Below are 22,384 nucleotides of genomic sequence, written 5' to 3' on the forward strand. Positions count from 1 at the left end.
GGGGGCGGGCCGCTCCCGCGTTCAGGCCTCGTGGTCGGCGGACTTGAGCAGTTCCTGCAGCGTGGCCCGGGAGACGTCCGGGCCGAACTGGGCCGCGATGCCGGACTTGCCTGCCTCGGCCATGCGCTGCCAGGTCTCGTCGTCGGTGAGCAGGGCGACCACCGCCTCGGCCAGGCCCGCCGCGTCGTCGGCGACCATCACCTCGCGGCCGTGCTCCAGGTGCATGCCCTCGACGGCCACCGAGGTGCCGACCACCGGCACGCCGAGGCTGAGGCTCTCGCCGACCTTGCCCTTGACGCCGGCGCCGAAGCGCAGCGGCGCCAGGGTCACGCGGCTGCGCGCGTAGTGCGGTTCCAGCTCCTCGACCCAGCCGTGCACCTCGACCCCCGGCCCGGCCAGCGCGCGCACCTCGTCGGTCGGGTTGCTGCCGATGACGTGCAGCACGGCGTCCGGGCACTCGTCGCGCACCAGCGGCATGATCTCGCGGGCGGCCCAGCGCGCCGCGTCGACGTTCGGCGGGTGGTCGAAGCTGCCGACGAACAGCACGTCCTCGCGCCCGGCCGGTCGCGAGGGCCGCCAGTCCACCTCGTGCACGTTGGACAGCACGCGGACGTCGGCGTCCGGCACGAGCTCCCGCAGCAGCGCCTGCTCCGCCTCGGAGACCACCAGGGTGATGTCGCAGGACCGGGCCAGCCCGAGCTCCATCTGCTGGGAGGCGAACGCCTTGCGGCGCAGGGCTTCCGCCTTCACCGCGTCGCCCTGCTGCTCGGCGACCTCGGCCTGCCGCTCCAGCCGGAGGAAGTGCACGTCGACGGTGTCGTAGGCGATCACCGCCTGCGGCGCGCAGGTGCGCAGCTCCTCGACCAGGCTCCAGGCGACCTGCGGGCGGGACAGCAGCGCCAGCGAGATCTCCGAGCCCGCCTCGTGCAGGAACGCCTGCTGCAGCTCGGGCGAGGGCAGCACGGTGATGCCGAGCTGCTGCAGCTGCGTGGTGTAGGGCTCCAGGGGCGCGTGGTTGGCCGGGAAGAACACCACCCGGCAGCCGAGCTCGACGAACTGCTCCAGCACGCGGCGGATCCGCACCGAGCCGGAGTCGAAGTCCGGCCGCGGCACCTGGTGGTCCTTGACCAGCACGATCGGGCCGTGGTGGCCGCGGGTGCCGCGGTGGCGCGCCAGCCAGAGGTTGCGCGGCGAGGCCTCCGGGAGGTGCTCGGCGGCGAGCGTGTCCGCCCACTTCTCCACGAACGCCCTGCGGTTGATCTCCTGGTGCTTCTTCACCCCGGTGCTGAGGTCGGTGCCGTTGGACACGCCCTCGTGGTGCACCACGACCGCCTTCGGCTGCACCACGGTCCGGTAGCCGGCGGCGCGCACCGCGAACGCCAGGTCGGTGTCCTCGTAGTAGGCCGGGGCGTAGCGGGTGTCGAAGCCGCCGACCTGCTGGAACACGTCCTTGCGCACCAGGATCGCGGCCCCGGAGCAGTAGTCGACGTCGCGGAGCACGTTGAACTCGGCGCCGCCCGGGTCGGTGCCGCGGCCGTAGTTCCAGCCGGTGCCGTCGGCCCAGACGATGCCGCCCGCCTCCTGCAGCCGGCCGTCCGGGTAGACGAGCTTGGCGCCGACCAGCCCGATGCGCTCGTCCGAGCGCATGGTGTCCATGAGGACGTCCAGCCAGGACTCGGTGACCTCGGCGTCGTTGTTGAGGAAGAACAGGTGCTCGCCGCGGGCGTGCTGGGCGCCGAGGTTGCAGGCGCCGATGAACCCGAGGTTGCGCTCGGTGCGCACCAACCGCACGCCTTCGCAGGCGGCGAGCTTCTCGGCGCTGTCGTCCGGGGAGGCGTCGTCGACGACGATCACCTCGAACGGCACGGACACCACGTGCCCGCCGAGGAACCGCAGGCACTGCCGGGTGTAGGGCCACTTGCCGTGCACCGGCACGATCACGCTGACCAGCGGCTTGTCGCTGCACGGCACCGGCAGCGGGCCGGTCTCCACGACCTCCTCGGGCTGCGGGACGCCCGGCTTGCGGCCGAGGAGGATCTCGTAGGCGTCGCGGCGCGCGGTCCCGCGCGGCGCCACCCGCTCCACGACCTTGCGGTACTTGGTGACCGCGCGCTGCACCAGCGCCGAGTTCTGCGCCGCCAGCTCGGCGTTCTCCGCGCTGAGCTCGGCGGCCTGCCGCTCGGCGTCCGCCACGCGGCCCTCCAGCCGCGCGACGGTGTCGCGCAACCACTCGATGCGCGCGGCGTCGCGCTCCGCGCTGCGCCGGCGTTCGTGCAGCTCCGCGCGCAGCTCCTCGCGCTCGCGCACGGCCTGGTCGGCGCGCTGCTCCTCGGCCTTGCGCAGCTCCTCGAGGCGCCCGATGACGCCCTTGAGCTCCTCGGTCTCCTCGCGGCTGCGCTGGTAGAGCTCGTTGAGCTTGGCCACGTCGGCGACCGCGGCGTCGCGCTGCGCGATGATCGGCGCCGTGTCCCCGCTGCGGCGGACGAGGGTGAGCTGGGCGTCGGTGAGCAGGGCCGCCGCGGGCAGCTTCGGCAGCTGCTTGTCGGAGGCCAGCCCCAGCAGGTAGGTGTGCGGCACGCCCTGGTGGACCGACCAGCCGTCCTCGCCGGGCTCGATGGTCTGCAGCCGGACGCCGTCGATCGCGGTGTCCGGGTCGCCGGGGTCGGCCGGGGTGAGCAGCGACCCGACCGTCACGTTCTGCTTGAGCACGGCCACGTGCCGGAACGCGCCCTCCAGCAGGCCCTCGTACTCGTCGAGGGTGAGTTCCTTGACGTGGTACGGGTTGTCGTTGCCGTGCTGGTGCGTGTAGACGGCGGTGTCCGGGGTGCTGCTGAGGAACAGGCCGCCCTGCGCCAGGCGGGACTTGACCAGCCGCAGCACCGCGTCGTGGTCCTCGACGTGCTCGATGGCCTCGAAGCAGACGACGACGTCGAAGGGCTTCTCGTCGGCGAGCAGGTCGGGGTCGGTGATGGAGCCGACCTGGAAGGTGACGTCGCGGCCGCCGTACCGGTGCGTGGCGTGCTCGACGGTGTCCGGGTCGATGTCGACGCCCACCACCTCGGCGCCCTCGGCGGCCAGCAGCGCCGCGCCGTAGCCCTCACCGCAGGCCAGGTCCAGCACCCGCTTGCCGCGCACGAACCGGGCGGCCATCGCGTAGCGGTGGTAGTGCTCGTAGACCACCTGGACGTCGTCGGTCCACGGCACGCACCGCTCACCGGTCCACTCGATCAGGCGCTCGTCCATCCCGTCCTTCGACACGTACCGCAGGCTATCGCCCGGACCAGCGGCTCGTGGCCGTACGTGGCAAACCGTGGCCCGACCGGTGCGCGCCACCGGACGGTGAAGAGGCTCTCGTCCGGGTCCGGCCGGTCGGCGCACCGGAGTGGGGCGCACGCGGCCGGTTCCCGAGGCGGTCCTGCTGCTCGTGGCGATGGCGGCCCATCGCCGCGCTGGTGGCGCGGGAGTGCGCGATCCCCGCGGCACTCCGGCCAGGTGCTCCGCCGCGAGCAGGTCCTGTCCCAGGGCCACGACTTCGACCCCGGCTCGAACGTGGCGGACGTCCACGTGCGCGCGCTGCGCCGCACGATCGGCGCGGACCGCACCAGCACGGTCCGCGGCACGGGCCACCGCCTCGGCGCCTGCGGTCAGGGGGCCGGGGCGTAGCGGAGCAGGGCCGCCATGTCGCCCCCGCCGGGGATGTCGTCGTGGCGGACCGCCATGACGGTGCCGCCCATGAGCCAGACGCGGCGCGCGATCTCGTCTTCCAGGGCGTACGTGGACGCCCCGGCTTCGGCGAACGACACCTCGCCGGCGTCGTCGATGGTGCCCGGCGTCGAGCTGTCGATGTCCACGAACACCGTCTCCACCGCGCCCATGGTCGCGTAGCGGGCCACGTCGCTGACGTCGGTGACCGCCCGGCCCTGGCTGGTGCGCTGGTCGAACAGCTCGTGCAGCTCGCGCAGCCGGTCGTTGTTCAGGTCGTCCAGGACGCCGCGGGCGGCCGAGGCGAGTTCGCGGTCGGTGCTCTCCTCCGGGTTGCCGGTCAGCCCCACCGGGGCCAGCTCGGGGGCGCCGCTGACCGAGCGGAAGATGCTCTGCAGCGGTTCGGTGGCGGCCAGGACGAGCGGCACGTCGCCGCGCAGCACCGGCCGCAGCGCGCGGTCGACCTGGCGCGCGAACTGGCGGATCCGCACCTTCTTGCCCTCGTCGGCCTGCAACCGGCGGACCGCCGACCGGTCGGACGGGAACTCCCGGCCCACCGCGTCCTCGATGTTGGTCGGCATGCCGGTCACCTCGATGGCCACCGGGTCCAGCTCGGGCAGCACCTCCAGCAGCCGCACCGACTTCTGCGCCAGTGCCAGCACCAGCGCGGTGCCCGGGAGGGTGGTGGACCGCAGCAGCGGCACGAGGTGGAACCGGTCGCTGACCTGCACCGCCTCGCGCAGGTGGTTCGGCAGCCGGAACGTGGTGATCGACGTCGGCGTGGCGAACACCGCGAGGCTGCGCGCCTGGTAGCGGAAGAACAGTTCGTCCTCGGCGAGGTCCGCGAGCTCGTCGCCGATCTCGGTGACCGCGTCCTTGTCCGCGCCGGCGCCGCGGAGCTGCTCCAGCGCCTCCCCGGTCAGGTTCTTCAGCGCGACGCGTTCCGCCTCGCCGCTGGACGCCGGGTCGGTCGGCAGGTACAGCGACACGCTGTGCGGGTCGCGCGCGGTCATCAGCGCGTCGACCTGGGAGCGCGTGGGGATGTCGGTGTGCAGGATCGCCATCGCAGACCTCCGAACGTCCAGGGCCGGCGCCGGTCGCGGGTGGTGCGGAGCACGTTCCGGACGCCGTCGTGGCCCAGTAGGGTGTGCGCCGTGAACTCGTACTGGCGTCGCGTCACTCCGCCCCCGTCCCGCTGACGGGCGGCGCTGTCAGCGGCTCCGAGCGGGCCGCCGGCTCACCAGCTGTGCAGTCCTGCTGTCGGTCTTGCCGGAAACCGGCTCGCGGAAACCCCTGCTCGCACGCGCCCCCGTTCGTCGACGTCCCCACTGGTCCTCGAACGGAAGAGCTCACCGTGACCGATCACCTCGCGCCCGCGCGCTCCCGGACGTTCCTGTCCGGTCCCCTCCTCGTCCTGCTGGCCTCCGCCCTCTGGGGCACCACCGGGACCGCGGCCAGCTTCGCCCCCGCCGGGGCCGGCCCGTTGTCGATCGGCGCCGCCACCATGGGCCTCGGCGGCCTGCTGCTGCTCGCGCTGGCCGGCCGGTCGGCGTGGCGGGTGCTGCGGTCCGGCCGGCTCGGCCTGCTGGTCGTGGGTGCGGCGGCCGTGGCCGTGTACCCGCTGGCGTTCTACTCGTCGATGGCGCTGGCCGGGGTGGCGATCGGCACCGTGGTCGCGCTCGGGTCCGCGCCGGTGTTCGCCGCCGTGCTGGAGCGGGTGGTGGACGGCGTCCGGCTGGACGCCCGGTGGGCGGTGTCCGCCGGGCTCGCCGTGGCCGGGCTGCTGCTCATCACCGGCCGGACCGGGGCGGGCGAGGACACCGTGCTCGGCGCGCTGCTCGGCCTGCTCGCCGGCGCCACCTACGTCGTCTACTCGTGGTCGGCGTCCCGGATGATGCGCCGCGGGCACGGGTCGCGCGCGGTGATGGGCGCGATGTTCGGCGCCGGGGCGCTGGTGCTGCTGCCGGTGCTGGCGTGGACCGGTGGTCCGCTGCTGGGCTCGCCGTCCGGGCTGGCCGTCGCCGGGTACCTCGCGGTGGTGCCGATGGGGCTGGCCTACGTGCTGTTCGGCGCCGGGTTGCGGCACACCTCCACCAGCACGGCGACGACGCTGAGCCTGCTGGAGCCGGTGGTGGCCGCCGTCCTGGGCGTGCTGGTCGTCGGCGAGCGGCTGGGTGTGGACGGCTGGTGCGGCGCGGGCTTGATCGGGATCGGGTTGGTGCTGGTCAGCACCCGTCGCTAGCGGTTGTGCACAGCTGTGGACAACTCCACGCCTCCACAGCCCCGGATCGCACTGCCTTCGCTGGTCAGCGACCTGTGGACAGAGTTGTCCACAGGCCTGTGGAGAACTGCCCGGGGACGGGGCGGAACGGCTCCGCACGCCCGCTGGGCTCCTCCGGGCCGCACCCTCAGCGCGGCAGCACGACCACCCACGTGGGGCACGTGCGCCCCACCGAGTCCACACCGGGGAGCAGACGTCCGAGTTCCACCGGGGTTGCGTCAGTCCCGGCCGGGGACCGGAGCTGAGGGCCGACACCGGTGTCGCCACGCGGGGGCGAGACCGCCGTGCGAGGACGCGGGCGCCCCCGCCCCACACCGCAGGCGCCGGCGCGGGCGGCCCGGTCAGCGGCCGACGGCGTAGCCCTGGGCGCCTCGGGGGTTGGCGGCGGCGCGCAGCAGGCCCGTCTCCGGGTCGCGGGAGACCGCCGAGAGGCGGCCGAGGGCCCACGGACCCGCGTCGAGCACGTCGTGGCCCCGGCGCTCCAGCTCGGCCAGGGTCTCGGCGCCGAGGCGGGACTCCGCCACCACGCGCCCCGGTTCCCAGGACCGCGGGAAGAACGAACCCGGGAACGCACCCGTGTGCCAGGCCGGCGCGTCGATCGCCTCCTGCAGGTTCAGCCCGCCGTGCACGTGGGCCAGCCAGAAGCACAGCTGCCACTGGTCCTGCTGGTCGCCGCCCGGCGTGCCGAACGCCAGGGTGGGCACCCCGCCGCGCAGGGCCAGGGACGGGCTCAGCGTGATCCGCGGCCGCTTGCCCGGGGCCAGCGAGTTCGGCAGGCCCTCGTCCAGCCAGAACATCTGCGCCCGGCTGCCCAGGCAGAAGCCCAGCTCCGGGATGGTCGGCGAGGACTGCAGCCAGCCGCCGGACGGGGTCGCCGAGACCATGTTGCCCCAGCGGTCCACCACGTCGATGTGCACCGTGTCGCCGCGGCTCTCCCCGGTCGGCGACACCGTCGGCTCGCCGATGCCGACCCCGCTGGGGTCCTTCTGCCCGTGCGCGCCGCGGCCCTCCGCGACGTGCGCGGGCAGCGCCGCCTGCCGACCGCCGGGCGCACCGGGGCGCAGCTCCAGCGAGGCGCGGTCACCGATCAGCTGGCGGCGCTCGGCGGCGTAGTCGCGGGACACCAGGTCGGCGAGCACCGCGGGGTCGGCGGAGTCGCCGTACCAGGCCTCCCGGTCGGCGAACGCGAGCTTGGCCGCCTCGACGGCGAGGTGCACGGTGTCGGCGTCGGCAGCGCCGTCGACGTAGTTGATCCGGTCGCTGAAGCCCTCCAGCAGGCGCAGCTGCTGCGCCAGCGCCGGGCCCTGCGACCAGATGCCGAACTTCGCCAGCGTCCAGTCGCCGGGCAGGTCGACGGTCAGCGGCGTCTCGTAGGTCGCCTCGAACTCGGCCATGTCCTGCGCGGTGATCACCCCGGCGTGGTCGCGCCCGGAGTTGTCCCGGTGCGGGATCCGCGCGAACTTCTCCACCGCCTCGGCGACGAAGCCCTGCGACCAGGCGCGGCGGGCGGCGTCGATCTGCGCCTCGCGGTCGCCGCCCGCGGCTTCGGCCTCGGCCAGCAGCCGCTCCCAGGTGTCGGCCAGCGTGGGGTTGCGCAGCACGCTGCCCGGCGCGGGCGCGGCGCCGTCGGTGAGCCACAGCTCGGCCGAGGTCGGCCAGTGCTCGCGGAACATGTCGCGGACGGTGTCGATCGTGGTGCTGATCCGCTCGACGATCGGGAAGCCGTTCCGGGCGTAGCCGATGGCGTGCTGGAGCACCTCGCGCAGCGTCTTGGTGCCGTGGTCGCGCAGCAGCAGCAACCAGCCGTCCCAGGCGCCGGGCACGGTGGTGGCCAACAGGCCGGTGCCGGGCACGAGCTCGAGGCCGAGCTCGTCGCGGTAGTGCGCGATGCTCGCGCCGGCGGGCGCGGGGCCCTGGCCGGCGAGGGCGCGCGGGCGCGGGTCGTCGGCCGTGGCGAACAGCGCGGGCACCTCCCCGCCCGGGCCGTTGAGGTGCGGTTCGACGACCTGGAGCACGAAGCCCGCGGCGACCGCGGCGTCGAACGCGTTGCCGTCGTCCTCGAGCACCGCCATGCCCGCGGCGGAGGCGAGCCAGTGCGTGGAGGCGACCATCCCGTGGGTACCGGCGAGTTCCGGGCGAGTGGTGAACACGTCAACCACCTTAAGGTCACATCACCCGTTCGAGCGATAGGTGACCTGAGCCGCAGCCCCTGACCAGCGCAGACGTCAGCCCACCGGGGTGCGCCCGACGCCGCGCCAGCGCAGGCCCGCCCGACGCAGCACGTCCGGATCCAGGTGGTTGCGGGTGTCGACCACCACCGGGCCGTCGAGCTCCTGCGCCACCCGGTTCCAGTCCAGCGTGCGGAACTCCTGCCACTCGGTGAGCAGCACCAGCGCCGCAGCGCCCTTCGCCGCCTGGTACGGGTCGTCGACCAGCGTCACCTCCGGGGGCAGCGCCGCGGCCCCGCCGCGCAACCCGGGGTCGAAGGCCACCAGCTCCGCGCCGCGCGCGGCCAGCAGCCGCGCCACCTCCACGGCGGGCGAGTCGCGCAGGTCGTCGGTGCCCGCCTTGAACGTCAGGCCCAGCAGCCCGATGCGGGCGCCGTCGAGCACGCCGCCGCAGGCCTGTTCGACCTTGGCCACCATGCGCTCCCGCTGCCGCGCGTTGGCCGAGATGGTGGCCTGCAGCAGCGGGAAGTCGAAGTCCACGGCCTCCGCCACCCGCAGCAGCGCCGCGGTGTCCTTCGGCAGGCACGACCCGCCCCACCCGGGGCCCGGCTGCAGGAACGCCTGCCCGATGCGGCGGTCGTAGCCCATCCCCTCGGTGACGTCGGCGATGTCGGCGCCCAGCCGCTCGCACAGCTCGGCGATCGCGTTGACGTAGGACAGCTTGGTGGCCAGGAAGCAGTTCGCCGCGTACTTCACCATCTCCGCGCTGGCCGCGTCGGTGAGCACCGTCGGCGCGCCCAGCCGCGCGTACAGCGCCGCCACCCGCTCCGCGGCGTCCTGGGTGTCGGAGCCGACCACGATCCGGTCCGGGTTGAGGAAGTCGTGCACCGCGGAGCCCTCGCGCAGGAACTCCGGGTTGCTCACCACCGCCACGTCGGGGCGGTCGACCAGCTCCCGCAGCCGCGCCGCGGTGCCCACCGGCACCGTCGACTTGGTGACCAGCACGCAGCCGGACGGCAGCACCTCGCGCACCTCGCGGGCCACCGACTCCACCGCCGCCAGGTCGGCCCCGCCGCCGGACCCCATGGGCGTCGGCACGCACAGGAAGACCACCTCGGCGTCGGCGACCGCGTCCGCGGACCCCACCACGAACTCCAGCCGGCCGGCCGCGATGCCCTCCTGCACCAGCTCGGCCAGGCCGGGCTCGTGGATCCGGACCTCGCCGCGGGAGAGCTCCGCGACCTTCTCCGCGTTGACGTCGCTGCACACCACCCGGTGGCCCAACGACGCCAGGCACGCCCCAGTCGTCAGCCCCACGTAGCCGGTCCCGACGACGACGATCCGACGGGCGAACACAGTCCCCACACCCCTTCGCGCGTGCGGCCTCACGGCCGCCGACCCCCCGTCCGCATCCTGGCACATCACCCGGCGAGGGGAACCGGTTTCGGCGAACGTTCACGTGCCGTACGTCGGGAGTGACGCGCCGGTGATCAGCCGTCTAGGGTCTCGGTCGTGGAACAGCGACGCCTCGGCGAATCAGGTCTGGTGGTCAGCGCGGTCGGCCTCGGGTGCAACAACCTGGGCCGACCGGGAACGGCGACCGAAACGCTCGCGGGTGCGCGGGCCGTGGTGGACGCCGCGCTCGACGCGGGCATCACCTTCTTCGACGTCGCCGACGTGTACGGCTCCCCGCGGGGACGCAGCGAGGAGCTGCTCGGGCAGGCGCTGTCCGGCCGCCGCGAGCACGCGATCATCGCGACGAAGTTCGGCATGGACATGCAGGGCAGCAACGGCCCGGACTTCTCCGCGCGCGCCTCGCGCCGCTACGTGCGCCGCGCGGTGGAGTCCTCGCTGCGCCGCCTCGGCACCGACTGGATCGACCTGTACCAGCTGCACCGGCCGGACCACCTGACGCCGCTGGAGGAGACCCTGTCGGTGCTCGACGACCTGGTCCGCGAGGGCAAGGTCCGCTACGTCGGGCACTGCAACCTGGCCGGTTGGCAGCTCGCCGACGCCTCGTGGCTGGCGTCCACGGCCGGGCTCACCGGGCCGGTGTCCACGCAGAACCACTACTCGCTGCTGGCGCGGGAGGCCGAGCGCGAGATCATCCCGGCCTGCAAGCGGTTCGGGCTCGGCCTGATCCCCTACTTCCCGCTGGCCAACGGGCTGCTCACCGGCAAGTACCGCAAGGACCAGGAACCGCCGGCGGGCAGCCGGCTGGCGGGCCGCGACCAGGTGCTCGTGGACGCGCCGTGGGAGCGCATCGAGCAGCTCCGGGCCTTCGCCGAGCAGCGCGGGATCCCGATGACGTCGGTCGCGGTGGGCTGGCTGGCCGCGCAGCCGGTGGTCGGCTCGGTGATCACCGGGGCGACCACGCCGGAGCAGGTGCAGGCGAACGCGGTCGCCGGTCAGTGGCGCCCGACCCAGGAGGACCTGGACGTCCTCAACAGCATCTGCCCGCCGCTGTGACGGGGTGATCCTGATCACGGTCGGTGATCGGGCGTATCGCTCGGACGGACCGCAGGTCTGCCCTGCTGGCAGACGCGGCGGGAGCGGTGCGGGGACCACCCTCGTCGCATGGATCTCATCGGGTTCGCCGCACTGTTCATCGGCCTCGCGCTGCTGGCCGCGCTGCCCCTGGTGGGGTTGCTGGCGCTGGCGGGAGGCCCCTCCGCCGAGGAGGTGCGCCGCCATCGCTGACCGACGTCCCGCCACCTGCCCGTTCCGCGTCCGATGCTGGGCACGGCCGTTCCCGGGTGTTAGACATGCCCGGGTAGCAGCAACGGACGCAAAGGAACGAGCAGATGCAGATCACCGACACCGCGGCGATCGTCACCGGCGGGGCTTCCGGCCTTGGCGCGGCCACCGCCCGAGCGCTCGCCGCGCGCGGTGCCCAGGTGTTCGCGGTGGACCTGCCGGACGCCGTGGGCAAGGCGCCGGTCGTCGACGGCGTCACCTACGCGGCCGCCGACGTCACCGACGCTGAGCAGGTGCAGACCGCGGTCGAGCAGGCGGCGGGCGCCGGGAACCCGCTGCGGATCGTGGTCAACTGCGCGGGCATCGGCCCGTCGGCCCGGATCGTCGGCAGGCAGGGCGCGCACGACTACGACCTGTTCCGCAAGGTCATCGAGGTGAACCTGGTCGGCACCTTCAACGTGCTGCGGCTGGCCGCGGCGGCGATCCGCGAGACCGAGCCCGACCAGCAGGGGCAGCGCGGCGTGGTGATCAACACCGCGTCGGTGGCGGCGTACGACGGGCAGATCGGCCAGGCCGCCTACGCCGCGTCCAAGGGCGGCGTGGCGAGCCTGACGCTGCCCGCGGCCCGCGACCTGGCCTCCTCCGGGATCCGGGTGATGACCATCGCGCCCGGCATCGTGGACACCCCGATGCTGGCCACCGTGAGCGAGGAGTACCGCCAGGGCCTGGCCGACAGCGTGCCGTTCCCGAAGCGCCTCGGCAGCCCGGACGACTACGCCCAGCTCGCGCTCGACATCGTCGAGCACGACTACCTCAACGGCGAGGTCATCCGCATGGACGGCGCGCTGCGCATGGCGCCCCGCTGAGCCGGGAGGGAGCGCCCCGGGCGTCGCCTGGGGCGCTCCCCCGCAGCCGGGTGTCCCGGTCCCGGAGCGGTCCCCACCGGGACCAGGCGTCCCACTCCAGGGAAGTCGCGACCAGGGGCGGGTCAGAGGTCCCCGGCGTAGGGGACGTCGTGCACCGCGTCGGTGGTCATCCAGCGGCGGATCGTCCAGGTGGCCCGGACGTCGTCCTCGTTGTAGCGCAGGATCCGGTCGCGCTGGGACAGCACCGGCGTCCCGCCGCCCAGACCCACCGCGTCGCGGTACCAGCGCATCGAGTTCTCGCCGCTGGCCTCGGCGTCCCGCCAGCCGAACCCGGCGCTCGGCGCGATCACCTTCAGCCCCTTGCCGTTCGGGCACAGGAACTGCTCGCGCACCGAGGTGAACAGGTCGACCCACTCCGCGGAGCGGATGAACTCGCGCACCTCGGCCACCGTCGGCACCCCGGGCTTGCCCGCGAAGCGCTGCGCGGAGGCCAGCATCCAGCGGTTCTCCGCCAGCTCGTTGTAGCAGTAGGCGCGGAAGCTCAGACCGCGCTCGTAGGCCCGCCGGCGGACCGAGCTGAACCAGGTCCAGAACTCGGCGAAGGACCGCCCCTCGTCGTCGGACGGCAGCGGCTCCCAGCTGACGAACGCCCGGTAGCCGGGCTCCTCGCCGACGTCGGCCCCGGACAACCAGCAGCCCCACAGGTAGGCGCCCGCGTCGGCGTAGCTCTCCATGTCCACGTCGACTTCCACGTCCGCCCGCGGCACCGACAGCTCGCGGACCCGCCGGACCAGCGGCAGGTCCCGCAGCCACGCCTTGGCGAGCAGGATCGCGTCGGTGCCGCTGACGCCGCTCAGCGCCAGCTCCTCGGCCTGCTCCAGCGGCACCGCGGCCAGCTCGTCCACGGTGGCCACCCCGCGGCTGCGCAGCACCGTGGCGTCCTCGCCGCGCACCACCAGGCTGACGTCGCGCCGCTCGCGCAGCTGCTGCTCGCAGACCGGCCACCACGGGCAGGTCCGGCACTCGGTGATCCGGGAGGGCTGCGCGAGCGGTTCGGCGCCCGCGGCGGCCGCGGTGGCCACCGACAGCCGGTCGGCGAACCGGGCCTCGTACTCGGTCAGCGCGGTGCGGCCACCCGGCCAGTTCGGCGCGGCGAGGTCGTGCCAGACCACCACGTCGGCTTCCACGCCGATGACGCCGCCCAGGTTCGCGGCCGCGCCCATCCCGCAGGCCTGCAGCAGCCGGACCGCGTGGGCCAGCCGGAGCTGGTCGCGGGGCTGCGGCCGGACCTTGCGGGCGGTGTCGATCGAGGCCGCTCCCGGGTCCGGGCGCTCCAGCGGCGACACCCGCGCCCCGCGGCCGGGGTCGGTGACCTTGTGCCGCACCACCAGCACCGGCACGTACCCGTCGCCGCTGCGCACCAGCAGGTCGACCGTGCCGCGCCGGCCGCCGGCCTCGTCGGACGGCAGCTGGGCGTTCGAGATGTAGCGGGTGCCGGCCCGCATCGCGGCCAGCGTGCGCTCCGCGCGGTCGCGCGCCGGGCCGTGCGGGACGTCGGTCCAGTCGGCGCCGTGCAGCCGGCCGAGCTCCTTGGCGACGGCCCGCCGGTGCTCGGCGGCGTCGGCGATGCGCTGCTCGACGCCCAGGTCCAGCGCACCCGGCGGCTGGTCCGGCGCCGAGGGGTCGTTCTCCAGGTGCACGCGTCGACGACAACGCGTCACCACGCTCGCGTCGAGCAGCACCTTCTTCACGGGTGAAGCGTATTCGGTCGCGGTGACAGGTGCGGCCATCACCCCACGTCCGAGCGGTGCCAGCGTGTCGCCGCGGTGGCCGTCCGGAGTCACTCGATCCAGCGAAAGGCGGCACCGGCCCAGCTCAGATCGATCTGACAGGGCGCGGGTGGGCTCTTAGGGTGATCCGCACCCGGACAGGGAGGTGACGGTTCGGTGAGGAAGCGCACGAGCCGGTGCAGGACCACCGCGAAGCGGGTCCCGGCCCGGCCCCGCCGGGCGGCCGGGGTGAGCAAGGCCGACAAGGCGGCGAAGAAGGCGGACAAGCGGGCCGCCAAGGCCATCAAGAAGGGCGAGCACGGGCGGATCACGCCCGGCAACGCCAAGCGGGTGGTCGGCGTGACCAAGGTCCTCGGCCCGGTGCTGCTGCCGTTCGTGGTCCGCGCGGTGTCGGCCGCCCGCGAGAGCTACGACCGGGTGCGGGCCCGCCGCCTCGGGATCCCGGTCGACGACCTGGGCACCTTCACCGGCCACGGCGCCGCGCTGCACGCGCGCATCGCCGGCGACGCCGACGCGCTGGACGCGCTGCGCAGCCAGGCGGGCGACGAGGAGTCGCGGCTGGCCGCGGAGCAGTACGCGGAGCGCACGGGCGCACGGCTGCAGCAGCTGACGACCGCGGTGCGGGCGGCGGAGCGGATGCCCGCGCAGCGCCGCCGGTCCGCGCACCGCGCGGTGGACGAGGAGCTGGGCCGCATCGAGGACGACCTGCTCACCCGCTTCGGCGTCGCGCCCCGGCGCTGACACGCGGACGCGCGGCGGCCCCCGCAGGGCACCGCCGCGCGTCCCCGCACGTCACGTGCCGGGGATCGTCACGAGCCCCTTCTCGGCCATCCAGTCGCGGGCCACGTCGGCCGGGTCCCGGCCGTCCACGTCGACCTGGGCGTTCATCCGCATCAGCTCGTCGTTGGTCAGCACCTTCGAGACCTGCTCGAAGACCGACGTGATCTGCGGGTAGCGCTGGAGCAGCTCGTCGCGGGTGGTGACCCCGACGTTGTAGCGCGGGAAGAACAGCTTGTCGTCCTGCAGCACCTCGAGGTCCAGCGCCTCGATGCGCCCGTCGGTGGTGAACACCTCGCCGAAGGTGCAGGTGCCGTTCGCGGTCGCCTGGTAGATGCTGCCCTCGGTCAGCGTCTTCACCTTGGACCGGTCCGCGGTGAACCCGTACTCCTGCTCCACGCCGGGCAGGCCGTCGTTGCGGTTGGCGAACTCGGTGTCCACGCAGAACGTGGCCTCCGCCGGGTGCTCGGCCACGACCCGCGGGATGTCCGACAGCTTCTCCACGCCCAGGCGCTCGGCCGCGTCCTGGTTGACCGCGAACGCGTAGGTGTTGTCCACCTGGTAGTCGATCGCGGTCCAGGCGACGCCGTTGCGCTCCAGGTCCTGCTGCTTGACCGCCTCGTACTGGGCGCGGGCGTCCGGGATCGGGTCGTTGTTGCCGTTGTAGCTGATCCAGGACGTGCCGGTGTAGTCCCACAGCACGTCGATCTGGCCGCTCTGCAGCGCGCGGCGGGCGGTGGACGAGCCGACGATGTTGGTCATGTCCCGCACGTCCGCCCCGGCCGCGGCGAGGGTGAACTCGGCGATGTAGCCGAGCACCGCCTGCTCGGTGAAGTTCTTCGCCCCGACCGTGATGGTCACGCCCTCCAGCTCCGGGACCGGCTGGATGGAGCCGGGGCCCACCTCCAGCGGCACCGCGCTGCCGGAGCTCAACCCGCAGCCGGAGACCAGCACCCCGGCCACCGCCAGCGAGGCCATCTTGAGCGCGCCGCGGCGCGACGTTCGCAGCTTCATCGCAACCCCCTCGGCGACAGGTAGGTCTCGGCCAGCGCGCCCAGCCAGTCGACCAGCAGCGCCAGCGCCATGGCCAGCACCGAGCCGACGATCATGACCGTCCAGTCGTTGAGCTTGTAGCCGGTGTCGATCATCTCGCCGAGGCCGCCGGCGCCGACGAACAGCGCCAGGGTCGCGGTGCCCACGGCCAGCACCAGCGCGGTCCGCAGGCCGGCCAGGACGTAGGGCACCGCCAGCGGCAGCTCGATGCGCAGCAGCACCCCGGTGCTGGACATGCCGATGCCGCGACCGGCGTCGATCAGCGACCGGTCCACCTGCTGCAGGCCCACGATGGTGTTGCGCAGCACCGGCAGCAGGGCGTAGAAGGCGATCGGCAGCACCGCGATCCAGAACCCGGTGGCGCCCCCGGTGACCAGGAAGAACAGCACCAGCAGGCCGACCGCGGGGGCGGCCTGGCCGACGTTGGCGATGGCGATGACCACCGGGGCGGCGCCGCGCGCCCACGGGCGGCTGAGCAGCACGCCCAGCGGGACCGCCACCAGGATCACGATCAGCGCCACCGCGAAGCTCATCAGGAAGTGCGTCCAGGTGAGGCTGAGGATGAACGGCGCGTTGATGCTGCGCTGGGTGACCTCGTCGTTGTCCTGGCTGAACGCCCAGCCCAGCACCGCGCCGACCAGCACCACCACCGCGACCGGCTGCGCCAGCAGGCGCAACCGCTCCGCGGTGCGGGACCCGGAATCCGAAGCGAACTGGCTGCTCATCACGCGTCCTCGGACGGCTCGTCGGCGTGCTCCTCGCGGAGCGCCTTGATGGTGTTCATCACCGTGTCGATGTCGACCACGCCCACGTACTCGCCGCGCGAGCCGACGACGACCGCGACGCCGTCGTCGTCGGTGAGGATCGCCTCGAGCGCGTCCTGCAGCGTGGAGGCCGACGAGACGCTGTCCTCGACCGGGCGGCCGGCCCGCTCCAGCGACGACACCGCACCGGCCTCGCGGGCGGTGGCCCAGCGCAGCGGCCGGTTGCGCTTGTCGAGCACCAGGCCGATGGCGCCGCGGCGGGTGCCCAGCTTCTCCTTGAGCACCGACGGCGGCTCGTCCACCTGGGCGGTCGGCACCTGGCCGACCTCGATCTCGCGGACGCGCCGCAGGGTCAGCTGCTTGAGCGCGGCCCCGGCGCCGACGAACCCGGCCACGGTGTCGTCCGCCGGGTTGGCCAGGATCGCGTCCGGCGTGTCGTACTGCAGGATCTTGGAGCGCTCGCCCAGCACCGCGATCCGGTCGCCGAGCTTGACCGCCTCGTCGAAGTCGTGGGTGACGAACACGATCGTCTTGCCCAGGTCGGCCTGCAGGCGCATGAGCTCGTCCTGCAGCACGCCGCGGGTGATCGGGTCGACCGCGCCGAACGGCTCGTCCATGAGCAGCACCGGAGGGTTGGCCGCCAGCGCCCGCGCCACGCCGACGCGCTGCTGCTGGCCGCCGGAGAGCTGCCGCGGGTAGCGGTCGCGGTAGATCGCCGGGTCCAGGTTGACCAGGTCGAGCATCTCGTCGACGCGCTCGCTGATCCGCTTCTTGTCCCAGCCGACCAGGCTGGGCACCATGCCGACGTTCTCGCCGACGGTCATGTGCGGGAACAGGCCGGCCTGCTGGATCGAGTAGCCGATCTCGCGGCGCAGCTTGTCCGGGTCCAGGCCCAGCACGTCCTGCCCACCGATGGTGATCTTGCCGGAGGTCGGTTCGATCAACCGGTTGATCATCCGCATCGTGGTGGTCTTGCCGCTGCCGGACGGCCCGACCAGCACCACCGTCTCCCCGGCGGGGATGGTCATCGTCACCGACTCGACGGCGGGCAGCTTCTGGCCGGGGTAGCGCTTGGAGACCTCCTCCAGGCAGATCTCCACGCCGTGCCCGCTGGTCGGGGTCATCTTGTCGTCAGCCACGGATACCTCTCGAAGTCGTCAACCGCCCGATCAGCACGAAGACGGCGTCCAGCAACAGCGCCAGGACGATCACGCCGACCGTGCCGGCGATGGCCATGTTCAGCGCGTTCGCCCCGCCGAGCTGGCCGAGCCCGCTGAAGATCAGGTTGCCCAGGCCGGGCCCCTTCGCGTAGGCGGCGATGGCGGCGATGCCCATCAGCATCTGGGTGCTCACCCGCATGCCCGCGAGGATCGCGGGCCAGGCCAGCCGCAGTTCGACGCGCGTGAGCACGCCGAGCCGGCTCATGCCGATGCCGCGGGCCGCGTCCAAGATCGGTTGATCGACTGTAGACAGCCCGACGATGGTGTTGCGCACGATCGGCAGCAGCGCGTACAGCACGAGCGTCAGCACCGACGGCGCCACGCCCAGCCCCAGCACGGGGATGAGCAGGCCGAACAGCGCGAACGACGGGACCGTCAGGATCGCGCTGGACAGGGCGGTGGCGATGGCCGCCCCGGCGGGACTGCGGTAGACCGCGATCCCGACCAGGACGCCGACGATCGTGGCCAGCACGATGCACTGCAGCACCATGCTGGCGTGCTGGTAGGAGTCGACCAGCAGCGACTGCCACCTGGATGCGATGAAGTCCAGGAAGTTCACTCGTCACTCTTCCCGTTCGTCGAGGTGCTCTCCGGCTCCTCGGCAGGCTCCACCGGAGTGGTGACCAGCTGGAAGTTGCCGTCGTGCTCCTCGGTGCCGACGATGACGGCCTGCTCGAGCACCTCGGCACCCTTGGCGTCGCGCAGCATCATCGGGTCGCTGCGCAGGTCCTTGACCAGTGCCATGCACATCGCCAGCACCACGACCACGAACGGCGAGGCCGCGATGATCGTGGTGTTGTTCAGCCCGCTCAGGGCGTCCTCGCCGCCGGTCAGCAGCATGACGATGGCGACGCCGCCGATCACCAGACCCCAGAACACCACGACGAACTTGTTGGGCCGGGCGCTGCCGCGCTGCGACATCGAGCCGAGCACGACCGACGCCGAGTCGGCGCTGGTGACGAAGAAGTTGATGATCAGCAGCATGGCCAGCACGCTGGCCACCCCGGTCAGCGGCAGGTTGCGGAACACCTGGAACAGCTGGTCCTCGGCGCCGCCGAGCTCGGTCAGACCGGCCCCACCGCGCTCCTGCGACAGCGCGGTGCCGCCCAGGATGGCGAACCAGACGAGGCTGATCACGCTGGGCACCAGCAGCACGCCGCCGATGAACTGGCGGATGGTGCGGCCGCGGCTGATGCGCGCGATGAACATGCCGACGAAGGGGGCCCAGGAGATCCACCACGCCCAGTAGAAGATCGTCCAGCTGGACAGCCAGGACTCCATCTCCTCGCCGCCGACCGCCCCGGTGCGGGAGATCATCGCGCCGAAGTCGGCGAGGTAGGAGCCCACCGACAGCGGGATGACGTCCAGGATGAACACGGTCGGCCCGACGAAGAACAGGAAGACCGCCAGCAGCAGCGCCAGCACCATGTTGCTGTTCGACAGGTACTGGATGCCCTTGGAGACGCCCGAGACGGCGGAGATCACGAACGCGATGATGAGCACCGTGATGATGCCGACGAGCAGCATGTTGCCGATCGAGTCGACCCAGCCGACCTGGGTGAGACCGGCCGCGATCTGGGTCGCGCCGATGCCCAGCGACGCGGCGGTGCCGAACACGGTCGCGAACACCGCGAGCGCGTCGATGACGCGGCCCGGCGCGCTCTCGGACGCCCGCTTGCCGAAGAACGGCACGAACGCCGAGCTGATCAGCTGCTTGCGGCCGCGCCGGTAGCTGGCGTAGGCGATGGCCAGGCCGACCACCGAGTAGATCGCCCACGGGTGCAGCGTCCAGTGGAACAGCGACGTCGCCATCGCGGTCCCGACCGCGGCGTCCGAGCCGGCCTCCACGCTGCCCGGGGGCGGGCTGGTGAAGTGGGTGACCGGCTCGGAGACGCCGTAGAACATCAGGCCGATGCCCATCCCCGCGGCGAACATCATGGCGATCCACGACGAGGTCCGGAACTCCGGCTTCTCGTCGTCCTCACCGAGCGGGATCCGCCCGTACTTGCTGAACGCCAACCACAGCGCGAAGATCACGAAGGCGGTGCCGGCGAGCACGAACACCCACCCGCCGTCGCGCACCAGCACCTCGAGGGCCGTGCTGGCGAAGGACTGCAACGACTCGGAGCCGAGCACGCCCCACGCGATGAACGCCACCGCGGCGACCGCGGAGATGCCGAAGACCACCCAGTCCATGCGACCGGGCTGGTCGACGAGCTTGGCGCCCGTCTCGTCCGTTCTGTCTGCTCGTTCTAGTACTTCGGTCGACACAAGATCCGGCGCCGAGCGAACGGCGCCTCCTCCTTTCGGGAGTCGGTCGCGCCCGGCCGGTTCCGGAGGACCTGGGTGGACCAGGTCCCGGGACCGATCACGGGCGCCCCGTGCAGTTCCGCCACCCCCGCCGGAGACAGCGTGTGAGCTCCAGGGGTGCACGCAGTGCGCGCCCGGCCGCCGTGGCGGCCGGGCGCGCGAACGCTTCGGCCAGGATGACCCGTCACTGATCCCCGGCCCCGGTCCCAGAGGTCTTCTCGTCCTTCTCGACGGGGGTGGTGACCAGCTGGAACTCGCCCTCGTGCTCCTCGGTGCCGGTGATGACGGCCTGCTCGAGGACCTCGGCGCCCTTGGCGTCGCGCAATGTCATCGGGTCGTTGCGCAGGTCCTTCAGCAGCGCCACGCACATGAGCACCATGACGATGGCGAACGGCAGCGCACCGATGAACGTCAGGTTCTGGATGCCCTCCAGCGCCTTCTCGGCGTCACCGCCCGCGGTCCCGATGACCAGCATGATCGCGGCCACCGCACCGGTCGCGGCACCCCAGAAGATGACCACCCAGCGGCTCGGCTCGATGGAGCCGCGCTGGGAGAGCGTGCCCATCACCACCGACGCGGCGTCGGCACCGGAGACGAAGAAGATCGCCACCAGGACCATCACCAGCACCGAGGTGATCAGCGTCAGCGGCAGGTGCTCCAGGACCGCGAACGTCTGCGCCTCGGGCGTGCCGTCGCCGTAGACACCGTTGCCGGCCTTCTGGCTGTCGATCGAGGCACCGCCGTAGATGGCGAACCAGACCAGGCTCACCACGCTGGGCACCAGCAGCACGCCGCCGACGAACTGGCGGATGGTGCGGCCGCGGCTGATCCGGGCGATGAACATGCCGACGAACGGCGTCCAGGAGATCCACCACGCCCAGTAGAAGATCGTCCAGCCGGCCAGCCACTCCTGCATCTCCGCGCCACCGGTGGCCCCGGCCCGCGAGGACATCGCGCCGAACTCGCTGAGGTAGGCGCCGATGGAGGTGGGCAGCAGGTCCAGGATGAACACCGTCGGGCCGACGACGAACACGAAGACCGCCAGCAGCGCCGCCAGCACCATGTTGATGTTGGACAGCCACTGGATGCCCTTGGCCACGCCCGACACCGCGGAGGCGATGAAGCACACCGTCAGCACCGCGATGATGATCACCAGCAGCGGCGACGAGACCTCGCCGATCCACCCCGCGGCCTTCATGCCGGCGCTGATCTGCAGGGTGCCGATGCCCAGCGAGGCCGCGGAGCCGAACAGCGTCGCGAACAGCGCGAGGATGTCGATCAGCTTGCCGATCGGGCCCTCGGCGTTGCGCTTGCCGATGAGCGGGCGGAACACGCCGCTGATCAGCTGGCTGCGGCCGCGGCGGAAGCTGCTGTAGGCGATGGCCAGACCGGCGACCGCGTAGATCGCCCACGGGTGCAGCGTCCAGTGGAACAGCGACGTCGCCATCGCCGTCTCGACGGCCGCCTCGCTCTCCGGCGGCACCGTCCCCGGCGGCGGGGAGACGAAGTGGCTCAGCGGCTCGCTGACGCCGAAGAACATCAGGCCGATGCCCATTCCGGCGCTGAACATCATGGCGATCCAGGAGACCGTGCGGAACTCCGGCTCCTCGCCGTCCTTGCCGAGGGGGATGCGACCGTACTTGCTGAAGGCCAGGAAGAGGGCGAAGACGACGAAACCGGTCGCGGCGAGGACGAAGCCCCAGCCCGTGTTGGTCAGCAGCCAGTCCAGCGCGGCCTTCGAGGCGGTGCTGAGCGAATCGGTGCCGACAGCACCCCACGCGACCACCACGAACATGATGAGCGCGGTGACGCCGAACACGACCCAGTCCGTGCGCGGTTTGCCCAGGAACTCGGTGTGCGCAGACAGCTCACTCGTATGGTTCCCCTTGGCGGAGTCACCACTTCGTTCTGTTTCGGTCGACACAGGTTTCGGCGTCGGCTTTTTCGGCGACGCCCCCTCCTCTCCGTCGTCAGTCACGACGTCCGATTCAGCGCCCGCCAGTGCGCGCAACCGTGCTCGGAACGCCTGCAACCCGATAAACCGTGACCCAATCGGGTGAACAAGGCAAGCTCGTCCGCGGTCAGCGTGGCCGAACCGACACCTAGACTGGGGCGCCGTGGCTACCGGTCTCGCACCTACGCAGGGCGCACTCCGCGTCCTGCGCGGCGCGGCTCTGGCCACGACCTCGGCATCACTCTCCGTAGCATCTCACGTGGCCGCGGGTGGTCCGTTACCCGATCCGGGTTCGACCGTTGTGATCACCATCCTCCTGGCCGGCGCTGGTGTGGCACTCGCTGATCGCAAGCGCGGGTCGTGGGGCATTCTAGGGGCACTGGGCGCCAGTCAGCTGTCACTTCACGCGTTTCTGCAGCTCGTGGCGGGTCATCAGGCCGGTCCGGACGCCCTCGGCATGCCGTACTCGCCGCTGTCGATGACCCTGGGTCACCTCGGTGTGGTGCTGCTCACGGGGCTGCTGCTCGCCCGAGCGGAGCACGCACTCTTCGTAGTCGCCAGGCTGCTCCGATCGATCCTGCCCCGGCGCCTGCGGCCACTACCCAGCGTGGTCACGGAGCGCGCGGTCTGCATCCCCGCGGACACGGTGCGCGTCCTGGCGCACTTCCTCCACGCGCGGGTCCACGCCCTTCGCGGACCCCCGGGATCTCCATTCCTTGATCAGTCGGCAAATGCCGTCTGATCGTTGTCGATCTGTCATTTCTTCCCACCCGCCGAATCCGTTTCGGCCGAAATCTGGAGA

The 22,384-nt window shown here is 72.4% G+C and carries 18 protein-coding genes; 7 read left to right on the plus strand and 11 right to left on the minus strand.

From position 1 onward, the window contains the following. Positions 1 to 21: 21 nt before the first annotated feature. Positions 22 to 3,258, minus strand: a complete 3,237-nt coding sequence (locus tag HNR68_RS02985) for a glycosyltransferase (protein ID WP_380574580.1) — start codon at positions 3,256 to 3,258, stop codon at positions 22 to 24. Between the two features lie 234 nt (positions 3,259 to 3,492). Between HNR68_RS02985 and HNR68_RS02990 the strand changes: the two genes are divergently transcribed. Further along, on the plus strand, positions 3,493 to 3,663 hold the full coding sequence (locus tag HNR68_RS02990; RefSeq protein ID WP_380574582.1) for a hypothetical protein: 171 nt from the start codon (positions 3,493 to 3,495) through the stop codon (positions 3,661 to 3,663). On the opposite strand, the gene HNR68_RS02995 is transcribed toward HNR68_RS02990, so the two are convergent. Next, complete coding sequence (locus HNR68_RS02995; protein ID WP_179717396.1) at positions 3,645 to 4,766, minus strand: baeRF11 domain-containing protein; 1,122 nt, start codon at positions 4,764 to 4,766, stop codon at positions 3,645 to 3,647. The two genes, HNR68_RS02990 and HNR68_RS02995, sit on opposite strands and share 19 nt — an antisense overlap. 290 nt (positions 4,767 to 5,056) lie before the next feature. Between HNR68_RS02995 and HNR68_RS03000 the strand changes: the two genes are divergently transcribed. Continuing rightward, on the plus strand, positions 5,057 to 5,944 hold the full coding sequence (locus HNR68_RS03000) for an EamA family transporter (protein ID WP_179717398.1): 888 nt from the start codon (positions 5,057 to 5,059) through the stop codon (positions 5,942 to 5,944). A gap of 380 nt (positions 5,945 to 6,324) precedes the next feature. Here the strand turns inward: HNR68_RS03000 and HNR68_RS03005 are convergent, their stop codons facing one another. Next, entirely contained in the window at positions 6,325 to 8,133 is a 1,809-nt protein-coding gene (locus HNR68_RS03005) for a gamma-glutamyltransferase (RefSeq protein ID WP_179717399.1), read from the minus strand. Between the two features lie 75 nt (positions 8,134 to 8,208). After that, positions 8,209 to 9,507: a nucleotide sugar dehydrogenase gene (locus tag HNR68_RS03010; RefSeq protein WP_179717401.1), complete on the minus strand. Its 1,299-nt coding sequence runs from the start codon at positions 9,505 to 9,507 to the stop codon at positions 8,209 to 8,211. 156 nt (positions 9,508 to 9,663) lie between these two features. Between HNR68_RS03010 and HNR68_RS03015 the strand changes: the two genes are divergently transcribed. The 3 genes from HNR68_RS03015 to HNR68_RS03020 all read left to right on the plus strand — a co-directional run bounded on the left by HNR68_RS03015 (position 9,664) and on the right by HNR68_RS03020 (position 11,714). Further along, the gene (locus tag HNR68_RS03015; RefSeq protein WP_179717403.1) at positions 9,664 to 10,620 is read left to right on the plus strand and encodes an aldo/keto reductase; all 957 of its coding nucleotides are present in this window, start codon (positions 9,664 to 9,666) and stop codon (positions 10,618 to 10,620) included. 108 nt (positions 10,621 to 10,728) lie between these two features. Then, the gene (locus HNR68_RS27085) at positions 10,729 to 10,851 is read left to right on the plus strand and encodes a hypothetical protein (RefSeq protein WP_281377367.1); all 123 of its coding nucleotides are present in this window, start codon (positions 10,729 to 10,731) and stop codon (positions 10,849 to 10,851) included. Positions 10,852 to 10,955: 104 nt separating this feature from the next. After that, positions 10,956 to 11,714, plus strand: coding sequence for an SDR family NAD(P)-dependent oxidoreductase (locus tag HNR68_RS03020; protein WP_179717405.1), 759 nt, complete (start codon positions 10,956 to 10,958; stop codon positions 11,712 to 11,714). A 122-nt stretch (positions 11,715 to 11,836) separates the two neighbouring features. Here the strand turns inward: HNR68_RS03020 and HNR68_RS03025 are convergent, their stop codons facing one another. After that, positions 11,837 to 13,456, minus strand: a complete 1,620-nt coding sequence (locus tag HNR68_RS03025; protein WP_343050445.1) for a TM0106 family RecB-like putative nuclease — start codon at positions 13,454 to 13,456, stop codon at positions 11,837 to 11,839. A gap of 204 nt (positions 13,457 to 13,660) precedes the next feature. Between HNR68_RS03025 and HNR68_RS03030 the strand changes: the two genes are divergently transcribed. Further along, positions 13,661 to 14,245 carry a DUF6474 family protein gene (locus HNR68_RS03030; protein WP_343049899.1) on the plus strand — a complete coding sequence of 195 codons (585 nt, stop codon included), beginning with the start codon at positions 13,661 to 13,663 and terminating at the stop codon, positions 14,243 to 14,245. Positions 14,246 to 14,296: 51 nt separating this feature from the next. Here HNR68_RS03030 and HNR68_RS03035 read toward each other — a convergent pair whose 3' ends face one another. The 6 genes from HNR68_RS03035 to HNR68_RS03060 form a co-directional block, all read right to left on the minus strand. Further along, positions 14,297 to 15,295 carry a glycine betaine ABC transporter substrate-binding protein gene (locus HNR68_RS03035; RefSeq protein WP_179717409.1) on the minus strand — a complete coding sequence of 333 codons (999 nt, stop codon included), beginning with the start codon at positions 15,293 to 15,295 and terminating at the stop codon, positions 14,297 to 14,299. Continuing rightward, entirely contained in the window at positions 15,292 to 16,059 is a 768-nt protein-coding gene (locus HNR68_RS03040; protein WP_179717411.1) for an ABC transporter permease, read from the minus strand. The genes HNR68_RS03035 and HNR68_RS03040 overlap by 4 nt, the downstream gene beginning before the upstream one ends. Beyond that, the gene (locus HNR68_RS03045) at positions 16,059 to 17,222 is read right to left on the minus strand and encodes an ABC transporter ATP-binding protein (RefSeq protein WP_179724579.1); all 1,164 of its coding nucleotides are present in this window, start codon (positions 17,220 to 17,222) and stop codon (positions 16,059 to 16,061) included. The genes HNR68_RS03040 and HNR68_RS03045 overlap by 1 nt, the downstream gene beginning before the upstream one ends. 7 nt (positions 17,223 to 17,229) lie before the next feature. Continuing rightward, positions 17,230 to 17,877, minus strand: coding sequence for an ABC transporter permease subunit (locus HNR68_RS03050; protein ID WP_179717413.1), 648 nt, complete (start codon positions 17,875 to 17,877; stop codon positions 17,230 to 17,232). After that, positions 17,874 to 19,514, minus strand: a complete 1,641-nt coding sequence (locus HNR68_RS03055) for a BCCT family transporter (RefSeq protein ID WP_179717416.1) — start codon at positions 19,512 to 19,514, stop codon at positions 17,874 to 17,876. Before HNR68_RS03055 ends, HNR68_RS03050 begins: the two co-directional genes overlap by 4 nt. A gap of 298 nt (positions 19,515 to 19,812) precedes the next feature. Beyond that, positions 19,813 to 21,423: a BCCT family transporter gene (locus HNR68_RS03060; RefSeq protein WP_246330611.1), complete on the minus strand. Its 1,611-nt coding sequence runs from the start codon at positions 21,421 to 21,423 to the stop codon at positions 19,813 to 19,815. A 460-nt stretch (positions 21,424 to 21,883) separates the two neighbouring features. On the opposite strand from HNR68_RS03060, the gene HNR68_RS03065 reads away from it, so the two are divergent. Beyond that, entirely contained in the window at positions 21,884 to 22,324 is a 441-nt protein-coding gene (locus tag HNR68_RS03065; protein WP_179717418.1) for a hypothetical protein, read from the plus strand. Positions 22,325 to 22,384: the final 60 nt, after the last annotated feature.

Source organism: Saccharopolyspora hordei, assembly GCF_013410345.1.
Lineage (GTDB): Bacteria > Actinomycetota > Actinomycetes > Mycobacteriales > Pseudonocardiaceae > Saccharopolyspora > Saccharopolyspora hordei.